Here is a 19,906-nt window from a genome sequence, read left to right as displayed (position 1 = left end):
AACCGCTTACAGATAAGTCAGCCAGACGATATGCCGGAATTTTCGCTTGATCTCGACGAAGCCGTAGCACACCGGATAAAGCAGCAATAATAATCCCAGCCAAATGGCATAGACCGCTGGCAGACTGTAGCCGAATTCGGGCGCCGGCAGTTTCGGAAAGGGAGCATGGGCGGTACCTATCAGCCACTCGGCCGGCAATCCCCTAAGCCGGGTGGCCGCCAGCATGGCGCCATGAATGAGCGGCAGATGGATCAGATAGAAAAACAGCGGCGCCTTGCCGAAGACGATCAAGGGCCGTCCCATCCGTTGAATCCTGCCTTGATCGAATACCGCGAGACAGAAAAACATCATGCCCAGAGTCATCAGCAAATAAAGCAGCGAGGGCGGATATTTGGTGCAGTTCAACACCGACAACAGGGTAAAAACCCAATTTTTCTGGAACGTCCAGGGCTTCGGATCGCCATACAGGTTGGTCAGGCGAAGCAGCAGGAACAAACCGAGGCACGCCCCTCCCAACAGCAACAAGATTCTTCTCCGGCGCGCGTCCTCCCGCAGGAACACGGGCCCGAAGCAATAACCCGCCGCCATGACCGCAACCCAGGGGATCAGCGGGTAGGATATATAAATCCGGTAACCCGGCAAAAATTCGATTTTGCCGGGAGCGTGCAAAACCGTCCAAAGCCACCCCCATTCCGGCAGGTCTTCGGAACGAACGCCGTCGAAGGCATTATGGCCGGCAATGACCGCCAGCGCCAGCCAGGCCGTTATCCGGCGCGGCAGAAAAATCAAAGCGGCCAGGGCCAACAGCGACCAGCCCAGCGCCCAGATCACCTGAGCAAAAAAATAATGAAAGTCCCAATTGAAGGTCCAGCCGAAGCGCACCAGGGTCAGCTCGAGAATGATCAGCCAGATTCCTCGGCTGGCCAGATAGCCGGCCAGTTGATCGGGACTCAGAAGGCGGCGCCCGGTGGACAGAAAGGCGCCCGTACCGGCCAGGAAAACAAACGTGGGCGCGCACAGGTGAGTGATCCAGCGGGTCAAAAAATACGCAGGAGTCGTTTGGTTAAGATCGGTAGGACTGAACATCGCACTCGTGAAAAAGTGGCGGGTATGGTCCAACGCCATCAAGACGATGACCAATCCGCGCAGCATATCGATCGATTCCAGGCGATGCATCGGCGCCCCTTTCACTTAACAAAGTTCGAATCGGCGCATGATATCAAATCGGAGTTGCCGAAAAAAGCCGAAGGCGGTCCGCCGCGACGCTTATCCACAGAATTTGTGGATAAAGTTGTTCATTCAGGGTTCATAAACGGACCCATAGCCTGTAGCTCTTGATGAATGCTTGATTTGCATAAATAATAGCCAACCATTCCGGATGGTCTCCGGTCGGACGCTCTTTTTTTATTTTCCAATTCAACAGAAAGTCAACAGTCGTGTTAATCAAAACCTCATTCCGGCCGGCCTGGTGGTTGAACAACGGCCATCTGCAAACGATTTATCCCGATTTTTTGCGCCGCCCCTCGCCTCCCGTTGCGATCACGCGCGAAAGGCTGGAGACGCCGGACCACGACTTCATCGACGTCGACTGCTGCGGCGAAGGCCCGCAACCCATCGTCATCCTGTTGCACGGGCTGACCGGCAGTTCCCGGTCCGGTTACATCAAAAGCTTGCAGCGCATTCTGCTGAAACAGGGATTCCGCAGCGTCGCCCTGAACTTCCGGGGATGCAGCGGAGAATCCAATAATTCGGCCCGGTGTTATCATTCCGGCGAGACCCAGGACATCGATTTTTTATACCGGACCCTGCGCCGGCGGGAGCCGGATACGCCTCTGGCCGCGGTCGGTTTTTCGCTGGGCGGGAACGTTCTGCTGAAATGGCTGGGCGAGCAAGGCTCCGACATATCGCTGTTTGCCGCGGTGGCAGTGTCCGTCCCGCTGGTGTTGAGCACCTGCGCCTCGAAACTGGACACCGGTTTTTCCAAACTCTATCGGGCCAGTCTGCTGCGCGAATTAAAAACCTACATCAAACTGAAATTGCGGCATTTGCACCGGATCGGAAATGTGTCCGAAGCGGAAAAGATCGAGCAACTGGGCGATTTGTCCGGAATTCGTTCGTTCTGGCAATACGACGATCGGGTCGTGGCGAAGCTGCACGGTTTCAAAGACGTTCACGATTATTACCTGCGCTCCAGCTCGCGGCAATTTCTAAAACGAATCGTCGTGCCGACCTTGTTGATCCAGGCCGTTGACGATCCGTTCATGACTGAAGCGGTGCTGCCTTCCGTGGACGAACTTTCATCCCATGTGGATCTGGAGATCACCCAGGGCGGCGGGCATGTCGGATTCATCCACGGCCATCTGCCGTTCAGGCCTCGTTACTGGCTGGATCAACGAATTCCCGAGTTCATCCGTGAGCAGTTACCGTAGAAAACGGCCGGATAGCCTTCAAGATCGAGCGGTATGGCCGGCTGTTAGCTTTGCCAGCATTTGCGTCAGCTCCCGCCCCAGCCCTTCAACGGTTTCATGCAGTTTTTCGTCCAAGAGCCGGCCGTCCGGATCAAAAGCTTTGTCCGCCTGCGACACCGCCTGCTGCCTGGCCAGCACGGTCACCCCGATATTGCCGAGCAGCAGCCTCAGAAAAACCAGTCCCCGCAAACCGCCCAAAGCGCCGGCGGAAGCCGCCATGATGACCGCCAGTTTTCCCCGGTAGGCTAAAAGCGGCGCTTCGTCCGGATGTTCCTTCCGGGAAGCCCAATCGATCGCATTCTTCAGCAGGGGACTGAAAGCGCTGTTGTATTCGGGCGAGGCAATCAAGAAACCGTCGTGCTCGATCAATAGTTTTTTGAATTCCCGGGCCGGCGCCGGCAGGCCGAACTCGGCTTCGTCGTCTTGATTGAACAGCGGCATCGGAAAATCGCCGAGATTGACGACAGTGACTTCCGCGCCCGCCTGTTCGGCGCCGCGAGCGGCAATTTTCACGAGCCGTTGATTGAACGAATCCTTTCGTGCACTTCCGGAAAAAGCCAGGATTTTTATCATGAGATCTTGTTTGGTAGGCGCCGAAGCGGGTCGGCCAGGGTCGAAAAGATATATGCGGCCAGCTCTGAAGCCGGGCGGCTATCCGGAAACCGCAGTGCTCGCTTCACCTTTTAACGCGGCGATTTCCGCCACCTTGTTATAATCGACGCCCACGCTGATGATCAAACTGCTGGCTTCTTCGATGTTCATCGCCGACTTGATCACCTGGGATTTGTTGACGATCACGGTGAAACCCGAGGTCGGGTTGGGCGAAGTAGGAATGAACAGCACGTACATGTCGTCGTACCGGTTGGTCACGTATGCGGCCATCCACACGCCCTTTTTCGGATATTCCACATAAACCACTTCCTTGGCGATGGCCTTGTCGCGGCCCGAAAACATGTTGATGACTTTTTTGATGACCCGGTAAATCGTGTTCAGCAACGGAATCCGGTCGATGATTTGATCAAACCAGGCAATGACCCAATGGCGCCCTTCCTTGACGATTTTATGACCGATCCAGATCAACAAGGCGATGCTGACGCCGAACACGATAATTGTATAAAGATAATTATCGGCCACGGCGTACACCATCCCGATCAGATCGGAAATCCGATCTTTCACGAAGATCATGATCTGAAGAACCACCACGATCGGAATGACTGCAAGCACGCCGATCAGGAAATAATTAAACATCGTTTTCATTTTATAACTTCGCCTCTCATGGTGAACAAAATCCTCAAACCCATGAGGATTCCGTTTTTATTATTATTTGAATGCAGGAGCCTTCATCCCCAAGCGCCGGTGCGGTTGCAGGCGCCGGTTATTATAGGTCACAAATCCGATGAAAAGGAAAGGAATCTGAACGACTCGGAGAGCCTGCCTAACTGCAAACCCGGTTCAACGGGAAATGGCAACTGAAACGGCTGCCTTTGCCGAGTTCGCTGGCGATGGCCAGGCGGGCATCGTGCCGCATCAGCACGTGCTTGACGATGGCCAGGCCCAAGCCGGTGCCGGCCACCTTGCGATTGCGTTTGACTTCGGACCGGTAAAACCGTTCGGTAACCCGGGGAATGTCGGCAGGAGCAATTCCTTCTCCGAAATCTTCGACCTCCAGCACGACCGCCTCGCCGTTTCGATACCAGCGAACCTTGACCTCGGTATCGTCGGGAGAATATTTGATCGCATTTTCCAGCAGATTGGTAAAAGCGCTCCGCAGTTCCTGCTCGTCGCCGAAAATATTCTCCTCGGTCGCCAGCGACAATTCAATGTGCCGGGCGCTTTTGTCGAAGTCGCCGCCTTCCCTGCAGATTTGATTGAGCAGGGCCGGAACGTTGACGCACTGCGATTTTTTCTTCTGGGTTTCCAATCGCGCCAACAGCAGCAAATCATCGACCAGATGCTGCATGCGTTCGGTTTGTCCGCGCATCTGCTCCAGCGAACCGGTCAGCAACGGGGAAGTGCCGTCGTCCAGATCCTGCAACGTTTCGAGATAACCTTTCAAAACCGTCAACGGCGTTCTCAGCTCGTGAGACACGTTGGCGACGAAATCCTTGCGCATCCGCTCCATCTGTTTCAACTGAGTCACGTCCTGCGCCAGCAACAGTCGCAATCCGGCGCCGTAGCTGACGATCCGGACCGACAATGTGATGCGGCTGTCGACCGGTGACGGCAAAATGATGTCTTCCTGATAATTGCCGGATTTGAGATAACGGATGAACTCCGGAAACCGGACCAGGTTGGGGATGCGCTGGCCTTTGTCCGACGTCTGCAGACCCAGGACCTCCCGGGCCGCTTTGTTGGACCATTCGATCTCGTCGTAAGCCCCGAGCACGACGGCGGCGTCGGGCAAGGCTTCGGTCGACTGGCGAAACTGGTCCACCATTTTGCCCAGCTTCTTTTTCCGGCGTTTTTCGTTCTTTTTGATGCGGTAGACGCCGTAATAGATTTCTTCCCAGATGCCTCTCGTTTTGGGATAGGAGCCTCTCGCGCCCATGCTGATCCATCGTTCGAACCGGTTGATCTGAAAAATCTGGCGCATCAGAACGGCCAGCAGCAACGCGCAAGTCAACGGAAAAAACAGCCCGGTCACTCCGCCGATGATCGACGTCACCGTCGCCAACAGCAGGAAAATCCCTATCTCTCTGCGCCAGAGTCCGATCATGCCTAATCGATCAATGAAAACCGGTAGCCGAAACCGCGCACCGTCTGCACCAGATCCTCCCTGCCGTATTCGGCAAGAATTTTTCTTAACCGGCGAATATGCACGTCGACCGTTCGTTCCTCGATATAAACGCTGCGCCCCCAAACCTGATCCAAGAGTTGGGTGCGGCTGTAGACCTTGTCCGGATGGGTCATGAAGAACTGCATCAAGCGGAATTCGGTGGGGCTGACTTCCAGTTGCTTCTCGCCGATAGCCAGCCGATGCTGCTCCGTATCGAGCATCATGTCGCCCAGAGTGATCTGGGTCAGCCCCTGCATTTTACCGCTCCGGCGCAACACGGCGCGGATCCTCGCCACCAGTTCCTTGGGCGAAAAAGGCTTGGTAATATAATCGTCGGCGCCGATCTCGAGGCCCTTTACCTTGTCCTCTTCTTCGCCGCGGGCCGTCAATAGAATAATGGGCAGCTCCCGGTACAAGCCCTCTTTCTTCAGCCGCCTGGCCCATTCCGCGCCGCTGATTCCCGGCAGCATCCAGTCCAGCAGAATCAGGTCCACCATGGACTTTTCCAGAGTTTTCTGTGCATCGGCCACACTGGCCACCGCCATCGTTTCAAAACCGGCCTGTTCGAGAACTACCGTGAGCATTCCTCGAATGGCATCTTCATCTTCAACAACGAGAATGCTATTTTTATTCATAAGTGAATGTAGATAAACAAAACCGGATTGTAACAAAGGATTTATGACACTTTGATGACAACCGAAGCGATCGCTGCCTCTTGATGAAGGAGAAAGCCATTTTACGATAGACTCAGGTTCGGCTTCACGTGATATGCGCCTCTCGGGGCATTATCGAACAACGCATTGCATTCCGCCTCCAACAACCCTCCGACAATACGGGTATTGCGAAAAAAAGTTCTTTGGCTCACCTCGCTGGCGCGGATGTCGATTTGCCACCAGTTCTGTTCCCGTAAATAAGGCATCGACGTCCCGTAGTAGACCGTCCCTATGCCCACCCATTCGATTGCGCTCTGGCACATCGGGCACGGTTCCGCCGTCGTATACAAATCGAAGCCGCTCCAGTCGGCCGGGCGGTACAATTCGGCGCATCGGTGTATCGCCATCATTTCCCCGTGAAAAGTCGGATTAAGCGCCGACTGATTATAACCTTCGGCAATACAATGCCCGTCGGCACGGCGGACGATTACGGCTCCGAACGGAAATTCGGGAACCTGGGCCGCCAGGGCAATGGCTCGTCGCATAAAATCGGCATGCTTCATCGAATTCCCCCTTGATTTTTGTTATTTTATTGAATGTTTGATCGGGAAGCGGTATCTTTATTTCGCCGTCGTTCCGATTTTTCAAACGGATACTTTATCAATCGTTTGGAAATATTCAAAAAAGCTGAAGAAGTTTTAATAATTTTATCGCTGCCATAGGAGAAAAAAGATGGGTGTTTTGCAGGAATTTAAAGAATTCGCCGTTAAAGGAAACGTGGTCGACATGGCGGTCGGCATTATTATCGGCGCCGCCTTCGGCAAGATCGTATCGTCCTTCGTCGCCGACGTGATCATGCCGCCCATCGGCCTCTTGATCGGCGGCGTTGATTTCACCGATCTTGCCGTCACGCTGAAGGCAGCGTCGGCCGATGCGCCCGCCGTCACCCTCAATTACGGCAATTTCATTCAAACCATCGTGGACTTCACCATTGTCGCTTTCGCGATCTTTTTAGTCATCAAACTGATCAATCGATTTAAAAGAGCGGAAGCGGTAGCCCCTGCGACTCCTCCGGCCCCTTCGAAAGAAGAAATCCTGCTGACGGAAATCCGGGATTTATTAAAGGAAAGAAAATAACCTGTTCGAAATTCCGGTTCTGCGGGATAGCTTGAGAGGTCACCCTTTTGGCGCGATCCGTACGGGCGATTTCTTACGCTGCTCGAAGGGGACCGGAAAAGCATTGAAACTTTTTCTCATGAAAAAAGTCGAATTTTTTTGGTAATACCTCATCATTGATGATTTTTAACCTACAGTTTGAGCCAATACTATTATGTCGACAGCATGGGCCGGCGGCACGGACGCCATCGTGGAAAGAATGGAGCAAATGACCAATCTCTTTATCGAAGAGACACGGAAATCGATTTATACGGGTGAATCGGCCACTCACTGCGAAGAATGCGGAGATCCGATACCGGAAAGCCGAAGAAAGGCCATTCCTTGTAAATACTGCCTGGCTTGCCAGACCGCTCTGGAAAAAAATTTAAAATAGTAAACGCCCAACCGCAGCTTCTCTTTGCCACTGCCGAAACGTTTACCAATGCGGCAGGCTTTCGGCTTCGGAGAGCCGGAAAGCCTTCGGGATTGCAAGAGGAGCCATGATCAAACCCGACCGCCGACAACAGCCACCACCCGTGCTCCGCAGAGCCCGGCCCGGCTTGCGGTAACTGCCACAGGAGGCGCTCTCATGTCCACCGCGAGCCGGCCGCGTACGATCGCCCAATTGCCTGGGCCTGCGGGACTGCCTTTCCTGGGCAATCTACTGCAAATCGATTTACAGAAACTGCATCGGATTCTCGAAGACTGGGCCGGGACTTACGGCGATCTTTACCGCGTCAGGCTGGCCGGCAAGTCCGCCGTCGTCATCGGCAATCCGGAGCTGATCCAGGCCGTACTCCGGGATCGTCCGCAAAGTTACCGCCGGCTGAGTTCCATGGAACGAGTCGCGCGAGAACTGGGCACGCACGGAGTGTTTACCGCCGAGGGCGAACAATGGCAGCAGCAGCGCGCTCTTGTCGCCCAGGCGTTCAAACCGGACAATTTGAGGCGTTTTTTTCCGCACCTGCGCACGATCACGGCACGGCTGCAAAACCGGTGGAAAAATCTGGCCGGCAGCGCGCAGTCCGTCGACGTGGAAAAAGACTGGATGCGTTTCACGGTGGACGTCACCACGCTGTTTGCCTTCGGTTTCGACATCAACCTGCTGGAAAAAGAAGACGACGATTTTCAGCGCCATCTGGAGCACCAGTTGCCGGCTTTCAACCGCCGGGCCAATGCGCCGTTTCCTTACTGGCATTACGTCAAACTGCCCGGCGACCGCGCCATGGAAAAGTCCCTCGACGCCATCAAGGCCACAATTAACGGATTTGTCGATCAGACCCGCCTTCGGCTGCGGCAACAGCCCGAGCTCGCGGCGCAGCCTGCCAATTTCCTGGAAACGTTACTGGTAACGCAGAGCGAAGACGGCACCGGTTTGTCCGATGAAGCAATTCAAGGCAATATTCTGACCGTGCTTCTGGCCGGCGAGGATACCACGGCGCATACGCTCTCCTGGCTGCTGTATCTGATCGCCGGGCACCCGGAAGTGCAACGGAAGATGCAGCAGGAAGTCGATGCCGTACTGGAAACGGAAACGTTGGCGCCGAACCCGTTTGTCCTCGACCGCCTCACCTATATTGAAGCGGTCGCCCTGGAAACGCTCCGGCTGAAAAGCGTCACGCCGATGCTTTATCTGGAGCCGAACAACGACGTCGAACTGGGCGGCGTCCGGATTCCGAAAGGCACGTTTCTGATCCTGCTGACTCGCTACGGCGCTCTGCAGGAAGAAAACTTCACCGAGGCTCTCCGGTTCAAACCCGAGCGCTGGCTCGATCCGGAACGTTCCGGCTGCGCCCATAACCGTCAGGCTTTCGTCCCGTTCGGATCGGGTCCCAGATTCTGCCCCGGACGCACGCTGGCAATGCTGGAAATTAAAATGGCGACGGCGATGGCGTGCAGGAATTTTTCCGTCCATCCTGATGAAACCGGGCCGCCGGTCCGGGAGATCTTTTCGTTCACGATGAGGCCGGACGCTTTGAAGATCCGGTTTTCCGAACGATAACGCCAATTCAGTCGAAGGCTGGAGCTGAATTTCAGCGATGGCATTTCATGTCGGGTTCAGGACTTGCCTGTTCCGGCGCTCAAGCGGCTAATATAATGCATTGAGAAAGTGGATTTGAACGAAGAGCGGACCGGGTTTCGTCTATTATTTCTTGGAATCGGACGAGAAGACCGGCCGCTTGAGCTATTTCGGTCCATTTCCCACCCTTTCTGTTGGCCATTGCCTTGGCATGCAAGGAGACACCCGTGCGAACGACAAAAATCACCCAAAGCTTGCGCTTGATCGGCTTGATGCTCTTCTTTTGTTCCACCGATTTATTATCGGCGGACCAAGCGAACGCTCCGCGTCTGACTCTTCGATCTTATGCATTTACCCATCAACATCCGATTCCCAAACAATTTACCTGCGACGATGCGAATTTATCCCCGCGCCTGATCTGGACGAACGTACCGAAGAACGCCAAGAGTCTTGTCCTGATCATGTACGATCCCGATACGCCCGTTCCCGCCGTACCGCTGATGAGCTGGGTCCATTGGCTGATTTACAACATTCCTCCGTCCGCTTCCGGATTGCCCCAAAATGCCGGCCCGGACGAATTGCCCAAAGGCGCGCTATTGGGCAAAAACGACTGGAAAGAAACCGGGTATAAAGGCCCGTGCCCGCCGATCGGCAGGCACCGTTATTTTTTCAAGCTGCTGGCTCTGGACAAGGTATTGCCGAATTTGCATCTGCCCGATTACGCCACACTCGAGAAAGCAATGAACGGCCATGTTCTCGACCGGGCGGAGTTGATCGGGGTTTATCAGCGAAAAGTAATTCCATAACTTTCCCGTCCAATCCTTATTGCGTGCTAAAAAGAACAGTCACAAGGCAACTCCGGCAGATCGCAGTTGATTCCCTCGCAGGCATCCCATTTTCTGGAGCGGCAGGCATCGGAACAATCGCAGTCAGGACACTCGTCGCAATCGTTCCGCCCTCGCCGCCGTTGACCGTTTCTGATTAACGTTTCGTTGGCTTCCTTGCAGGCTTGAAAACGGGCACGGATGTCCCGATAGCCGCCAAAAGGGCCTTGAGCTCCAACAATTTTGCTGACGGCCTCGGAGCAGGAATCGCCCCCATAGAGAGCGGCATGAGCGCAGCGAAAACCCTTGTAGGGCGAGATGAATTTTTGATAGAAAACAATCAGCAGGATGGCGAGATATTTCACATGCGTATGCTTGTCAATTAGGATAGGTGCGGTGTTAGTCATGGCTAACACCGCACCTAAAGCATAGCAAATCCTCGGCAAGTGAAAATGGATAGACTGTATGCCGCGCGAATGGCGACAAGCCGGGTTTGAACCTATCCTGCCAGGGGTTGAGGATCAGGCTTTTACAAACCGCAAAAGCCCATCTTCCAGCTCGACTTTAATTATATCCCCGGATTCGAACCGGCCTGCCAGAATCTCCTGAGCCAATGGATTTTCGAGCTGGTGCTGGATCGCACGCTTCAACGGTCGCGCGCCGTAGACCGGATCGAAGCCGGCTTCGCCGAGACGGTCGAGGGCGGCATCGCTGATTTCGAAGCCGATCTCGCGCTCCGCCAGACGCTTTTGCAGATACGCGATCTGAATCTTTGCAATCGCCCGGATCTGTTCGCGTTCGAGCGGATGGAACACCACCACCTCGTCGATTCGGTTGATGAACTCGGGCCTGAAATGCATGCCGACGATCTCCATCACCTCGGCTTTCATTTCCTGGTAGTTCGCTTCGACCGCTCCCGGCGTCCTGCCTTCCGCGGCACTCGCACGTCCCTGTGCTTCGGCCGCTTCCGGCGTCCTGCCTTCCGCGGCACTCGCACGTCCCTGTGCTTCGCCCACCAGTTCCTGGATTCGGCTCGAGCCCAGATTCGACGTCATCACGACCACGGTATTCCGAAAATCGACCGTCCGCCCCTGGCCGTCGGTCAGACGCCCGTCGTCCAGCACCTGCAGCAGAACGTTGAACACGTCCGGATGCGCCTTTTCGACTTCATCCATCAGAATCACCGAATACGGTTTCCGGCGCACCGCTTCGGTCAGATAACCGCCTTCTTCGTAGCCGACGTAGCCCGGAGGCGCGCCGATCAGACGCGCGACCGAATGCTTCTCCATGAACTCGGACATGTCGATTCGCACCAGCGCATCGACCGTGTCGAACAGGAATTCGGCCAGCGCCTTGCACAATTCGGTCTTGCCGACCCCGGTCGGCCCAAGGAACAGGAACGATCCGTTCGGCCGGTTCGGATCGGACAACCCCGCCCGCGAACGGCGGATCGCATTGCTGACCGCTTTCAGCGCTTCTTCCTGGCCGACCACGCGTTTGCTGAGGGCTTCTTCCATCCGCAGCAGCTTGTCGCGCTCGCCTTCCATCATTTTCGACACCGGAATGCCGGTCCACTTGGAGACGACCTCGGCGATCTCTTCTTCGGTCACCTTGTTGCGCAGCAGCGTCATTTTCTGCGTGCCGCCGGTTCCCGCCTGCGCCAGTTGCTTTTCGAGCTCGGGAATGACGCCGTATTGAAGCTCGGCCATCCGGTTCAAATCGCCGGTCCGCCGCGCCGATTCGAGATCGATTTTCGACTGATCGAGTTTTTCCTTGATCGAGGCGGAGCCTTGCAAGGAGGCTTTTTCGGCTTTCCAGATTTCTTCCAGCGCGGAATATTCCTTTTCGACTTCGGCGATTTCTTCCTCGAGAATCTCGAGCCGTTTTTTCGAAGCCGCATCGGACTCTTTTTTCAACGCGACCTGCTCGATCTTCAATTGAATCAGGCGTCGGTCCAGACGGTCCATCGCCTCGGGCTTCGAATCCTGTTCCATCCGGATTCGGCTGGCGGCTTCGTCGATCAGATCGATCGCCTTGTCCGGCAACTGCCGGTCGGAAATGTAGCGGTACGACAGCCCCGCCGCTGCGACGATCGCAGGATCGGTGATTTCGACGCCGTGATGCACTTCGTATTTTTCCTTGAGCCCGCGCAAAATCGCGATGGTATCTTCGACCGACGGCTCGTCGACCATGACTTTCTGGAACCGGCGTTCGAGCGCCGCGTCCTTTTCGACGTATTTCCGGTATTCGTCCAGCGTCGTCGCGCCGACACAGTGCAGTTCGCCGCGCGCCAAGGCCGGTTTCAGCATGTTGCCCGCATCCATCGCGCCTTCGGCCTTGCCCGCGCCGACCATCGTGTGCAGTTCGTCGATGAATAGGATTACCTGCCCTTCCTGTTTGGCCAGATCGTTCAAGACCGCTTTCAGCCGCTCCTCGAATTCGCCGCGGAATTTCGCGCCGGCGATCAACGCTGCCATATCGAGCGCCAGAACCTGCTTGCCCTTGATGCCTTCGGGCACTTCGCCGTTGACGATTCGTTGCGCCAGTCCTTCGACAATCGCCGTTTTGCCGACGCCGGGCTCGCCGATCAGTACCGGGTTGTTCTTGGTGCGCCGCTGCAACACCTGAATGGTGCGGCGGATCTCGTCGTCGCGGCCGATGACCGGATCGAGCTTGCCCGCTTCGGCGCGTTCGGTCAGGTTGATCGTGTATTTTTTCAACGCCTGGCGCTGATCTTCGGCGCCCGCATCCTCGACCGCCAAGCCGCCGCGCATCGCGTCGATCGCTTTTTCGACCGCCTGCCTGCCGACGCCGGCTTTTTTCAGGAGCTCCTGAAGAGCGCTTCTTTCTTCGAACACGGCCAGCAGGAACAACTCGCTGGCGATGAATTTGTCTTTCCGCTTTTGCGCCAGCTTGTCGGTCACGTTCAAAAGCCTGCCGAGCTCGTTCGAGATCTGCACGTCGCCTCCCGCTCCCGACACCGTCGCCAGCCGGCTCAATTCCTTGCCGAGCTCGGCCCTGAGCGCGACGGTATTGACGTTAAGCTGCGTCAACAGGGGCTTGATCGTGCCGCCTTCCTGGTCCATCAAAGCAATCATCAGGTGCACCGGCTCGATGAATTGATGATCCTTGCCGAGAGCCAGGCTCTGCGCGTCGGCCAGCGCTTCCTGAAATTTGGCGGTTAATTTGTCCATACGCATGTGGTTTACCTCTGTCAGGGAATTTTTAAGATAAACCCGATATGGGGAAGCGGCGACGGCTTTTCAATGCGGACTTTTCTTATCTGCCGTAATCCGAAGCCGGCTCATCCGGCCATTCCACGTGTTCGCCGGCCACGTCGCGCTCGATAAACTCCAGGATCCGGCTCGGGTCGTTAAAATTGCCGTAAGCCAGTAGCAGTTTGACATAGGCGGCCTCCATCGACATGTTCCAGATCATCCGGGCGCCCTCTTTCAGCAGGAAGCGGGTGCTTTCATAAGCGTCGGTGGATTTAAGCGCCGGCGCCAAGTACACCTCGACGCCGTGTTGCCGGCAGCGGGCGATAAATTCCGGCAGCGAATGATTTTCGCCCCAGCGCTCGGTCGTGCAAGCCGTGCCGGAATGGTAGAGGTCATGCAGGACGGCGTCGGTGCGCTCGAGATGGATATGGGAATAATCCAGGCCGGGATACGGTTTGAGCATGAGGATGCGGCCGGAAAACTCGGGCTTCAAGGGCGGCAGTTCCGCTTGCGCTGTGAACGGAGCCAGGCCCGTCCGGGAAAATCGATGGCCGTCGAATTCCAGATAACTTTCTCCGCGCACGCTGAAAAAATCTCCGCCAAGCTGCGGCGAGGACACCAGGCGCACGCCTCTGTGCACCTGAATCGTTGCTTGCCGTTGATTGCGGTAAGGCACGAAGACGCCGGATTCCTTGACGTTCAGGATAAACTCGACCGCACAGACGAAATTGTCGACCCCGTTGGCTTGGGCATGGGCCAGGGGATAATCGCTGGAAACCAAAAGCATCGGCCTGCGTAACCGGTAAAAATAAAAACCGAGCGCCGCCGCCGTATACGCCAGGGTATCGGTGCCGTGAGTCACGATGATGCCGTCGTATTGCTCCGGCTGTTCGGCCTCGATGGCCGCGATCAGAATTTTCCAGGCCGGCGGTGCCAGATTCTCGCTCAGAATGCGCATCGGCTGAATTGTTTTAAATCGGATATCCTCGGCGTTCGCATGGCGTTGCCGATATTCGGCGAGCAACTGGAACGGCGCCTCCTCGCCGGGCTTGATGGTTCCTTCATGGGCTATCGAGCCGATCGTGCCGCCGGTAAATACCACCAGAATGTTTTTCATAGTATGATGTACCCTCTTTTTATCGATCGTCAGACTATAAAATAATCAAAACGGCAAGACCAGCCTTCACATGAAAATTACTCTTATCGTCGCGATGACGAGCAAGCGGGTCATCGGGCTCGATAACCGGATGCCCTGGCATTTGCCGGCCGATCTGAAGCGTTTCAGAAAGATAACGATGGGATCGCCCATCCTGATGGGCAGAAAAACCTTCGAATCGATCGGCAAACCCTTGCCGGGACGCACCAACATCGTCATCAGCAGAAATCCCGAGTATCGGCAGGCCGGCTGCCTGGTTTTCAACGATCTTGAAAAAGCCATCAAGGCCGGCTGCGGGATGGCGGGGGAAATTTTTGTGATCGGCGGTTCGGATCTGTACCAAGCCACTCTGCCTTTGGCCGGCACCCTTCATATAACCGAGATTAAAAAGGATTTTCCGGGCGATACCTTCTTTCCGGAAATCAATCCCGGCGACTGGATCGAAACCGAAAGAGAAGATGTCCGGGACGACTCGGCGGCAGGATTCGATTACAGTTTTTTAAAGTGGGTCCGCCCCGGGCAGGCCGGTTGAATAAGAGGCGGTCAAGCGAAGCGGCCGCTCTTTAAATGAAAGAAAATTGCCGAATTTTTCATTGTTCTGGAGTTCAAGCCCAGCAAGACGACTTGAATCAGAGCGGGCGTCTTTACAGACTTAGGATCGGCCTGGAGGAGTCAAACCATATCAGGCAACGCCGGGTTATCCTGATATGGTCCTAAGGATGTTTTACAGCATGCCTTTCAGATCGCTGAACGCTTTGTGAGCTTCTCTCAACTCTGCATCCGCTTCCTGGAAAGAACCGGCTTTCGCGTGGCCTTTGGCTTTTTTCAGGATATTGTTTGCTCTCATGCGCGCCATGTCGACCTTGTCATTCGCGTTGATTTCTTTGCTTCCGTTCAAAGCTTCGTTCACCAACTTTGAGACAGTTTCCGGATCCGAACCGGTTTCGATGGCATTCTGGGCTGCCAGTATTCTTTTCAAAACCAAGTCGATAGCATCAGCCGGCTTGTAAATGATTCGACCTTCCGACGCTTCAGCCATTGCGGAAGTTGAAACACCCCCGATAGAAACAGCAACCAACAATGCGAATACGACTTTTTTCAAGGTTTTCATATCTAACTAGTCCTCATGTGTATATATGTAGAGATATAGCGGTATATGACTATTGTTCTAATAATTATGTACCGGCACCAATTCTACCACAATTTGTAATATTACAAATTGTAATATTGCGTACCTTCGGCTCATCCAATTCGGCATTGCCAAGCTCAAACCGATTTTATCGAATTACAACCTTTCTCTTCCTCTGGCTCTACCGGCTCGATTATCGGTTTAGGCCGAGTTTTCGCGGCTTCCACGGCCCGGTCGACAAAGCCGGTGACGGCGGATCAAAGGGTCCTGTCCGACTCGGCCAGTCGGAAACCGCATGCCACGGCGCGATCTATGATTTCTGAAAAGCGGCTTCCGCTGCGGCGAAAGTGTGCTCCAGAACGTCGTCGCCGTGAGCCATCGACACGAAACCCGCCTCGAAAGCGGACGGCGCCAGATAAACGCCTTGCTCCAGCATCCGATGGAAAAACCGCTTGAACCGGTCCTGATCGGATTGCATGACCTGGGCGAAACGGGTAATCCGCTCTTCCCGGCTGAAGAACAGGCCGAACATGCCGCCGACCGCGTGAGTCGTCATGGCGGCGCCCGCCTTTTCGGCGAGGGCCTGCAAACCGGAAACCAGTTTTTCGGTTTTGGCGGTTAATTCCTCGAAAAACCCCGGTCTCGACACCAGCTCGAGCGTTTTTAACCCGGCCGCCATCGCAACCGGATTGCCCGACAAGGTGCCCGCCTGATAGACCGGTCCCAGCGGCGCCAGGTATTCCATGATCTCGCGGCGGCCGCCGAAAGCCCCAACCGGCATGCCGCCGCCGATGACCTTGCCCAGCGTGGTCAAATCGGGTCTGACATCGTAAAAACCTTGAGCGCCTCCGAGCCCGACTCTGAATCCCGTCATCACTTCATCGAAAATCAGCACGCTGCCGTAGCGGTCGCAGACCTGCCGCAACGTTTGCAGAAAACCGGGAACCGGCGGGATGCAATTCATATTGCCGGCGACCGGCTCCACGATGACGCAGGCGATCTGTTCGCCCATCTGTGCGAACAATCGGGCGACCTCGTCGCTGTCGTTGTAAGTCAGAGTGATCGTATTTTCGGCAAGCGCCGCCGGCACGCCGGGCGAACTGGGCACGCCCAGCGTCAGGGCCCCGGAACCGGCTTTGACCAGCAGCGAATCCGAGTGTCCGTGATAGCAGCCCTCGAACTTGACGATTTTATCCCGGCCCGTATAGCCCCGCGCCAAACGAATGGCACTCATCGTCGCCTCGGTGCCCGAACTGACCATTCTCACCAGATCGATCGACGGCACCAGTTCGCATACTTTTTGCGCCATCCGGGTTTCGATCTCGGTCGGCGCGCCGAAACTCAAGCCTTTTGCCGCCGCTTCCCTGACCGCCTCGATCACCTCCGGATGCGCATGCCCCAGAACCATCGGCCCCCAGGAGCCGACGTAATCGATGTATCGTTTGCCGTTAGGATCGAAAACCCAGGCGCCCTGAGCATGATCGATGAACACCGGCGTTCCTCCCACTCCGCTGAAGGAGCGCACGGGAGAATTGACGCCGCCGGGGATGACGCGTTTGGCTTCGGAAAATAATACGGTAGCTTCGGTCATGGTGTTTTATGAGTCGGTCGGAAATGGATCAGGAAATGGGTTAACTTTATCATGTTTGCAAGATCGTTTCCTATCCGACGAATGGCCGGGAAATCGAATTGAACCGGAAGAACCTTTTTTCCGGATAAAATAATTTCGTCAAGACTTGTATTCCGCCGCGAATTAAAAGATAATGGTCCGCTTTCAGCCACTCACGGCTGTTTTGATTATGGTAATCGTGTCGGTCCTCCCGCAACGATACGCTGTAAACCCCGCCAGGTCCGGAAGGAAGCAACGGTAGCAGCGGATTCGTGTGCCGGGATGCGGCTGATGCGGTTACCGCCCAATTCGAATGCCAGCACCCGAGCCTGCAATGATTTACCAGGTTCTCGCCAGAAAATGGCGTCCTCATAATTTCACAGAAGTTGTCGGTCAGGAGCACGTCGTCAAATCGTTAATCCACGCTTTGCAGCACGACAGACTCCATCATGCCTATTTATTCACCGGAACCCGGGGCGTCGGCAAAACCACGCTCGCCAGGATTTTAGCCAAAGCCATCAATTGCCCCGACCTTAGGGATTATAACCCCTGCGGCGTCTGCGACATCTGCCGCAGTCTGGACGAAGGGCGCTTTCTGGATTTGATCGAGGTCGACGCCGCCTCGCGCACCAAGGTCGACGATACCCGCGATTTAATGGACAACGTCCAATACGCACCCAATCAAGGACGCTTCAAAGTCTACCTGATCGACGAAGTCCACATGCTGTCCGCACACAGCTTCAACGCGTTGCTGAAAACGCTGGAAGAGCCGCCGCCTCACGTCAAATTTCTGCTGGCGACCACCGATCCCCATAAAATTCCCGTGACCGTGCTGTCGCGCTGCCTGCAATTCAATCTAAAGCGCCTGCTGCCGGAGCAGATTTTCCGGCAAATGGAATTCATCCTGAATCAGGAAGGCATCGATTTCGAAACGCCCGCCCTCAAATTGCTGGCCCGCGCGGCCGACGGCAGCATGCGCGACGGCCTGAGCCTGCTCGACCAGGCCATTGTCTTCGGCAGCGGCAAGGTGGCGGCCGAAGATGTTTATGCGATGCTCGGAACCGTGGCCAGACAGCCGGTGTACGAACTCCTGGGCGCTCTGGCCAGGCTCGATGCCGCGGCCATTCTGGACAAAATCGGCGAACTGGCGAACCTGACGCCCGATTTCGGCGACATCCTGAAACAGATGCTGCAGATCCTGCACCGGATCGCGCTGCTTCAGCAAATCCCGGGGGCCAGCGATCCCGAGATGGATACCGAAACATTGAAGGATCTGGCGGCGCAAATGTCCCCCGAGGACGTCCAGTTGTACTACCAGATCGCCCTGATCGGCCAACGCGATCTGGAGCTGGCGCCCGACCCGAGGAGCGGCTTTGAAATGGTCCTGCTCCGGATGCTGGCTTTCCGGCCGGATACAACGGAGAAAACCGTGGTCAAAAGACAGGATGGCGCTCGTCCCGCACCACCGTCCGATGCCCTGCCGAAAACCGATCGGCCGCAGCTTTCGGCCGAACCGCCGAAATCCGGCAAAGAACCGATGGCGGTCGGTACCGGCCACACCGACTGGGCGGACATGATCGCCGCGATGAAACTGACCGGATTCACCCGGGAGCTGGCCAATAACTGCGTACTGGCTCATCTGGACGATACAGTCTGCAATCTGATTCTGGATGAAGGTCACAAACATCTGCGCCGTCCCGCCAGCGAAGAGAATTTGCAAAAAGCCCTGCAGACCTATCGGGGAGCGCCGCTGAAACTGGTGATCAACGCAGAAAAAACGGCGATCGCCACGCCCGCACTGCAACAGATCAAGGACCGCGAAAACCGGCAGCAGGCGGCGATTGAGGCGATCAATTCCGACGACAACATCCAGGCGTTGAAAGAACATTTCGACGCGAGGATAATGCCGGGCACCATAGAGCCCGTCTAACCGATTAAGGAGACCCATCATGAAAAGCGCACTTGGCAACATGCTGCAGCAAGCACAAAAAATGCAGGAAGATTTCAAGCGGGCTCAGGAAGAAATTGCCGCCCTGGAAGTGACCGGCGAAGCGGGCGGCGGACTGGTGACCATCGTCATGACCGGCAAACGGGAAGCCCGCAAGGTTCATATCGACCCGTCGCTGGTCGGCGAAGACAAGGACATGCTCGAGGACCTGGTGGCGGCGGCCATTAACGACGCCGTCGGCAAGGTCGCCAAGCTGAAAAAAGAGAAAATGGCGCAGTTAACCGCCGGAATCCCGCTGCCTCCCGGGTTCCAGATGCCGTTCTGACATGCAGAGAAAAGGCTTAATCGGACAACTGATTCAGAACCTGTGCTGCCTGCCCGGAGTAGGTCCTAAAACCGCGCAGCGCATGGCCTTCCATTTGCTCCAGCGGGACCGCCAGGCGGCCAAAACCCTGGCCGAGACGCTGATGCGCGCCACCGAACGGATAGGCTATTGCCGCCAATGCCGTACCCTGACCGAGGAAACCCTCTGCGACCTCTGCAGCGCTCCGGCCAGAGACCGGACGGCGCTGTGCATCGTCGAAAGCCCGGCCGACGTCTGGATCATCGAACAGACCGGCGTCTTCCGGGGGCTTTATTTTGTCCTGCACGGCCGGCTGTCGCCCCTGGACGGCATCGGTCCGGAGGAACTGGGCCTCGATCAACTGGAACGGCAACTGGCGGACGGCCACGTCAAGGAACTGATTCTGGCCACTAACTCCACCGTCGAAGGCGAAGCCACCGCCTTCTTCATCGGCGAACTGGCCAAAAAACATCACGTGCAGGCCAGTCGGATCGCTCACGGCGTGCCGATGGGCGGCGAACTGGAGTTTATCGACAGCGGCACGCTGCTGCATGCCTTCAACGGGCGAAGAGCGGTATAATCCGGCTTTTCCGGAAGCATCCGGACC

20 protein-coding genes and 1 other RNA gene are annotated in these 19,906 nt (G+C 55.9%); 10 read left to right on the top strand and 11 right to left on the bottom strand.

Going from position 1 to position 19,906, the window contains the following annotated elements; translation table 11 throughout:
* Positions 1 to 6: 6 nt before the first annotated feature.
* Positions 7 to 1,176 carry a DUF1624 domain-containing protein gene (locus A3OW_RS0121420; RefSeq protein ID WP_020565510.1) on the bottom strand — a complete coding sequence of 390 codons (1,170 nt, stop codon included), beginning with the start codon at positions 1,174 to 1,176 and terminating at the stop codon, positions 7 to 9.
* Positions 1,177 to 1,436: 260 nt separating this feature from the next.
* Here A3OW_RS0121420 and A3OW_RS0121415 point away from each other — a divergent pair, with 260 nt between their 5' ends.
* Positions 1,437 to 2,429: a hydrolase gene (locus A3OW_RS0121415; protein WP_020565509.1), complete on the top strand. Its 993-nt coding sequence runs from the start codon at positions 1,437 to 1,439 to the stop codon at positions 2,427 to 2,429.
* Positions 2,430 to 2,447: 18 nt separating this feature from the next.
* Here A3OW_RS0121415 and A3OW_RS0121410 read toward each other — a convergent pair whose 3' ends face one another.
* The 5 genes from A3OW_RS0121410 to A3OW_RS0121390 form a co-directional block, all read right to left on the bottom strand.
* Complete coding sequence (locus A3OW_RS0121410) at positions 2,448 to 3,041, bottom strand: NADPH-dependent FMN reductase (RefSeq protein WP_020565508.1); 594 nt, start codon at positions 3,039 to 3,041, stop codon at positions 2,448 to 2,450.
* A 78-nt stretch (positions 3,042 to 3,119) separates the two neighbouring features.
* Positions 3,120 to 3,725 (bottom strand): DUF502 domain-containing protein, encoded by a 606-nt coding sequence (locus A3OW_RS25615; protein WP_020565507.1) that lies wholly within the window; start codon positions 3,723 to 3,725, stop codon positions 3,120 to 3,122.
* A 178-nt stretch (positions 3,726 to 3,903) separates the two neighbouring features.
* Positions 3,904 to 5,184: a phosphate regulon sensor histidine kinase PhoR gene (gene phoR, locus A3OW_RS0121400; RefSeq protein WP_020565506.1), complete on the bottom strand. Its 1,281-nt coding sequence runs from the start codon at positions 5,182 to 5,184 to the stop codon at positions 3,904 to 3,906.
* A gap of 2 nt (positions 5,185 to 5,186) precedes the next feature.
* A complete protein-coding gene (gene phoB, locus A3OW_RS0121395; protein ID WP_020565505.1) occupies positions 5,187 to 5,879 on the bottom strand; it encodes a phosphate regulon transcriptional regulator PhoB in 693 nt (230 codons plus the stop codon).
* Between the two features lie 101 nt (positions 5,880 to 5,980).
* On the bottom strand, positions 5,981 to 6,460 hold the full coding sequence (locus A3OW_RS0121390; protein WP_020565504.1) for a nucleoside deaminase: 480 nt from the start codon (positions 6,458 to 6,460) through the stop codon (positions 5,981 to 5,983).
* A 169-nt stretch (positions 6,461 to 6,629) separates the two neighbouring features.
* Here A3OW_RS0121390 and mscL point away from each other — a divergent pair, with 169 nt between their 5' ends.
* The 4 genes from mscL (at position 6,630) to A3OW_RS0121370 (ending at position 9,878) form a co-directional block, all read left to right on the top strand.
* On the top strand, positions 6,630 to 7,034 hold the full coding sequence (mscL, locus tag A3OW_RS0121385) for a large-conductance mechanosensitive channel protein MscL (protein ID WP_020565503.1): 405 nt from the start codon (positions 6,630 to 6,632) through the stop codon (positions 7,032 to 7,034).
* A gap of 193 nt (positions 7,035 to 7,227) precedes the next feature.
* Positions 7,228 to 7,446, top strand: a complete 219-nt coding sequence (locus A3OW_RS0121380; RefSeq protein WP_020565502.1) for a TraR/DksA C4-type zinc finger protein — start codon at positions 7,228 to 7,230, stop codon at positions 7,444 to 7,446.
* Between the two features lie 195 nt (positions 7,447 to 7,641).
* Positions 7,642 to 9,054: a cytochrome P450 gene (locus A3OW_RS0121375; RefSeq protein ID WP_020565501.1), complete on the top strand. Its 1,413-nt coding sequence runs from the start codon at positions 7,642 to 7,644 to the stop codon at positions 9,052 to 9,054.
* 245 nt (positions 9,055 to 9,299) lie between these two features.
* Positions 9,300 to 9,878: a YbhB/YbcL family Raf kinase inhibitor-like protein gene (locus A3OW_RS0121370; protein WP_020565500.1), complete on the top strand. Its 579-nt coding sequence runs from the start codon at positions 9,300 to 9,302 to the stop codon at positions 9,876 to 9,878.
* Positions 9,879 to 9,904: 26 nt separating this feature from the next.
* On the opposite strand, the gene yidD is transcribed toward A3OW_RS0121370, so the two are convergent.
* The 3 genes from yidD to A3OW_RS0121355 all read right to left on the bottom strand — a co-directional run bounded on the left by yidD (position 9,905) and on the right by A3OW_RS0121355 (position 14,231).
* A complete protein-coding gene (gene yidD, locus A3OW_RS0121365; protein ID WP_232422410.1) occupies positions 9,905 to 10,303 on the bottom strand; it encodes a membrane protein insertion efficiency factor YidD in 399 nt (132 codons plus the stop codon).
* A 114-nt stretch (positions 10,304 to 10,417) separates the two neighbouring features.
* A complete protein-coding gene (gene clpB / locus A3OW_RS0121360; RefSeq protein ID WP_026223811.1) occupies positions 10,418 to 13,096 on the bottom strand; it encodes an ATP-dependent chaperone ClpB in 2,679 nt (892 codons plus the stop codon).
* Positions 13,097 to 13,175: 79 nt separating this feature from the next.
* The gene (locus A3OW_RS0121355) at positions 13,176 to 14,231 is read right to left on the bottom strand and encodes an asparaginase (protein ID WP_020565497.1); all 1,056 of its coding nucleotides are present in this window, start codon (positions 14,229 to 14,231) and stop codon (positions 13,176 to 13,178) included.
* A gap of 70 nt (positions 14,232 to 14,301) precedes the next feature.
* On the opposite strand from A3OW_RS0121355, the gene A3OW_RS0121350 reads away from it, so the two are divergent.
* Positions 14,302 to 14,802 carry a dihydrofolate reductase gene (locus tag A3OW_RS0121350; protein WP_020565496.1) on the top strand — a complete coding sequence of 167 codons (501 nt, stop codon included), beginning with the start codon at positions 14,302 to 14,304 and terminating at the stop codon, positions 14,800 to 14,802.
* Between the two features lie 192 nt (positions 14,803 to 14,994).
* On the opposite strand, the gene A3OW_RS0121345 is transcribed toward A3OW_RS0121350, so the two are convergent.
* Both A3OW_RS0121345 and hemL read right to left on the bottom strand, forming a co-directional pair.
* Positions 14,995 to 15,381: a hypothetical protein gene (locus A3OW_RS0121345; RefSeq protein ID WP_020565495.1), complete on the bottom strand. Its 387-nt coding sequence runs from the start codon at positions 15,379 to 15,381 to the stop codon at positions 14,995 to 14,997.
* A 328-nt stretch (positions 15,382 to 15,709) separates the two neighbouring features.
* Positions 15,710 to 16,990, bottom strand: a complete 1,281-nt coding sequence (hemL, locus tag A3OW_RS0121340) for a glutamate-1-semialdehyde 2,1-aminomutase (RefSeq protein ID WP_020565494.1) — start codon at positions 16,988 to 16,990, stop codon at positions 15,710 to 15,712.
* A gap of 218 nt (positions 16,991 to 17,208) precedes the next feature.
* On the opposite strand from hemL, the gene ffs reads away from it, so the two are divergent.
* The 4 genes from ffs (at position 17,209) to recR (ending at position 19,879) form a co-directional block, all read left to right on the top strand.
* Positions 17,209 to 17,305: signal recognition particle sRNA small type (gene ffs / locus A3OW_RS27415), an RNA gene on the top strand.
* Between the two features lie 37 nt (positions 17,306 to 17,342).
* Complete coding sequence (gene dnaX, locus A3OW_RS0121330) at positions 17,343 to 18,938, top strand: DNA polymerase III subunit gamma/tau (protein WP_020565492.1); 1,596 nt, start codon at positions 17,343 to 17,345, stop codon at positions 18,936 to 18,938.
* A gap of 19 nt (positions 18,939 to 18,957) precedes the next feature.
* On the top strand, positions 18,958 to 19,281 hold the full coding sequence (locus A3OW_RS0121325) for a YbaB/EbfC family nucleoid-associated protein (RefSeq protein ID WP_020565491.1): 324 nt from the start codon (positions 18,958 to 18,960) through the stop codon (positions 19,279 to 19,281).
* Between the two features lies 1 nt (position 19,282).
* Positions 19,283 to 19,879: a recombination mediator RecR gene (gene recR, locus A3OW_RS0121320; protein WP_020565490.1), complete on the top strand. Its 597-nt coding sequence runs from the start codon at positions 19,283 to 19,285 to the stop codon at positions 19,877 to 19,879.
* Positions 19,880 to 19,906 lie beyond the last annotated feature (27 nt).

The sequence above is a fragment of the Methylosarcina fibrata AML-C10 genome (genome assembly GCF_000372865.1).
GTDB classification, from domain to species: Bacteria; Pseudomonadota; Gammaproteobacteria; order Methylococcales; family Methylomonadaceae; genus Methylosarcina; species Methylosarcina fibrata.
Note: the sequence above shows the minus strand (reverse complement) of the source record. Positions and strands in the feature narration are given on the sequence as shown.

Bases quoted from the DNA above. Each gene is read 5' to 3' on its own strand.
- A3OW_RS0121420 (WP_020565510.1), bottom strand. From the start codon at position 1,176: ATGCATCGCCTGGAATCGATCGATATGCTGCGCGGATTGGTCATCGTC.
- A3OW_RS0121410 (WP_020565508.1), bottom strand. From the start codon at position 3,041: ATGATAAAAATCCTGGCTTTTTCCGGAAGTGCACGAAAGGATTCGTTC.
- A3OW_RS25615 (WP_020565507.1), bottom strand. From the start codon at position 3,725: ATGAAAACGATGTTTAATTATTTCCTGATCGGCGTGCTTGCAGTCATT.
- phoR (WP_020565506.1), bottom strand. From the start codon at position 5,184: ATGATCGGACTCTGGCGCAGAGAGATAGGGATTTTCCTGCTGTTGGCG.
- phoB (WP_020565505.1), bottom strand. From the start codon at position 5,879: ATGAATAAAAATAGCATTCTCGTTGTTGAAGATGAAGATGCCATTCGA.
- A3OW_RS0121390 (WP_020565504.1), bottom strand. From the start codon at position 6,460: ATGAAGCATGCCGATTTTATGCGACGAGCCATTGCCCTGGCGGCCCAG.
- mscL (WP_020565503.1), top strand. From the start codon at position 6,630: ATGGGTGTTTTGCAGGAATTTAAAGAATTCGCCGTTAAAGGAAACGTG.
- A3OW_RS0121380 (WP_020565502.1), top strand. From the start codon at position 7,228: ATGTCGACAGCATGGGCCGGCGGCACGGACGCCATCGTGGAAAGAATG.
- A3OW_RS0121375 (WP_020565501.1), top strand. From the start codon at position 7,642: ATGTCCACCGCGAGCCGGCCGCGTACGATCGCCCAATTGCCTGGGCCT.
- yidD (WP_232422410.1), bottom strand. From the start codon at position 10,303: ATGACTAACACCGCACCTATCCTAATTGACAAGCATACGCATGTGAAA.
- clpB (WP_026223811.1), bottom strand. From the start codon at position 13,096: ATGCGTATGGACAAATTAACCGCCAAATTTCAGGAAGCGCTGGCCGAC.
- A3OW_RS0121355 (WP_020565497.1), bottom strand. From the start codon at position 14,231: ATGAAAAACATTCTGGTGGTATTTACCGGCGGCACGATCGGCTCGATA.
- A3OW_RS0121350 (WP_020565496.1), top strand. From the start codon at position 14,302: ATGAAAATTACTCTTATCGTCGCGATGACGAGCAAGCGGGTCATCGGG.
- A3OW_RS0121345 (WP_020565495.1), bottom strand. From the start codon at position 15,381: ATGAAAACCTTGAAAAAAGTCGTATTCGCATTGTTGGTTGCTGTTTCT.
- hemL (WP_020565494.1), bottom strand. From the start codon at position 16,990: ATGACCGAAGCTACCGTATTATTTTCCGAAGCCAAACGCGTCATCCCC.
- dnaX (WP_020565492.1), top strand. From the start codon at position 17,343: ATGATTTACCAGGTTCTCGCCAGAAAATGGCGTCCTCATAATTTCACA.
- A3OW_RS0121325 (WP_020565491.1), top strand. From the start codon at position 18,958: ATGAAAAGCGCACTTGGCAACATGCTGCAGCAAGCACAAAAAATGCAG.
- recR (WP_020565490.1), top strand. From the start codon at position 19,283: ATGCAGAGAAAAGGCTTAATCGGACAACTGATTCAGAACCTGTGCTGC.